This window comes from Halorubrum sp. SP3, assembly GCF_005435195.1.
Taxonomy (GTDB): Archaea; Halobacteriota; Halobacteria; order Halobacteriales; family Haloferacaceae; genus Halorubrum; species Halorubrum sodomense.
On the sequence record NZ_SGTU01000698.1, the window covers coordinates 1 to 238 of the forward strand.

At 71.4% G+C, this 238-nt stretch carries 1 protein-coding gene; it reads left to right on the top strand.

Annotation, left to right across the window (positions count from 1 at the left end):
- A partial coding sequence (locus tag EXE42_RS18000; RefSeq protein WP_137707138.1) for a hypothetical protein occupies positions 1–238 on the top strand: 238 nt, incomplete at both ends.

The following is a 238-nucleotide window of genomic DNA, read 5'->3' on the forward strand; positions in this document are numbered from 1 at the left end:
GTCGCGGCGTACCGGTCGTCGGGCCGCACGGCGATGGCGTACCTGGCGGTCGGCTTCGGTCTCGTCGTCGTCGCGGCAGTGGGAACGCCAGCGGCCGCGTTCCGGACGGAGTTCGGGAACGCCGAGGCGCTTCTGCTGATCAACACCGGACTGCTCGCGGCGTCGATGGCGCTCGTCGCCGGGAGCCTCGCGGTCTACGAGCCGGGGACCCAGGAGTTCGTGATCCCCGAGTCGGAAC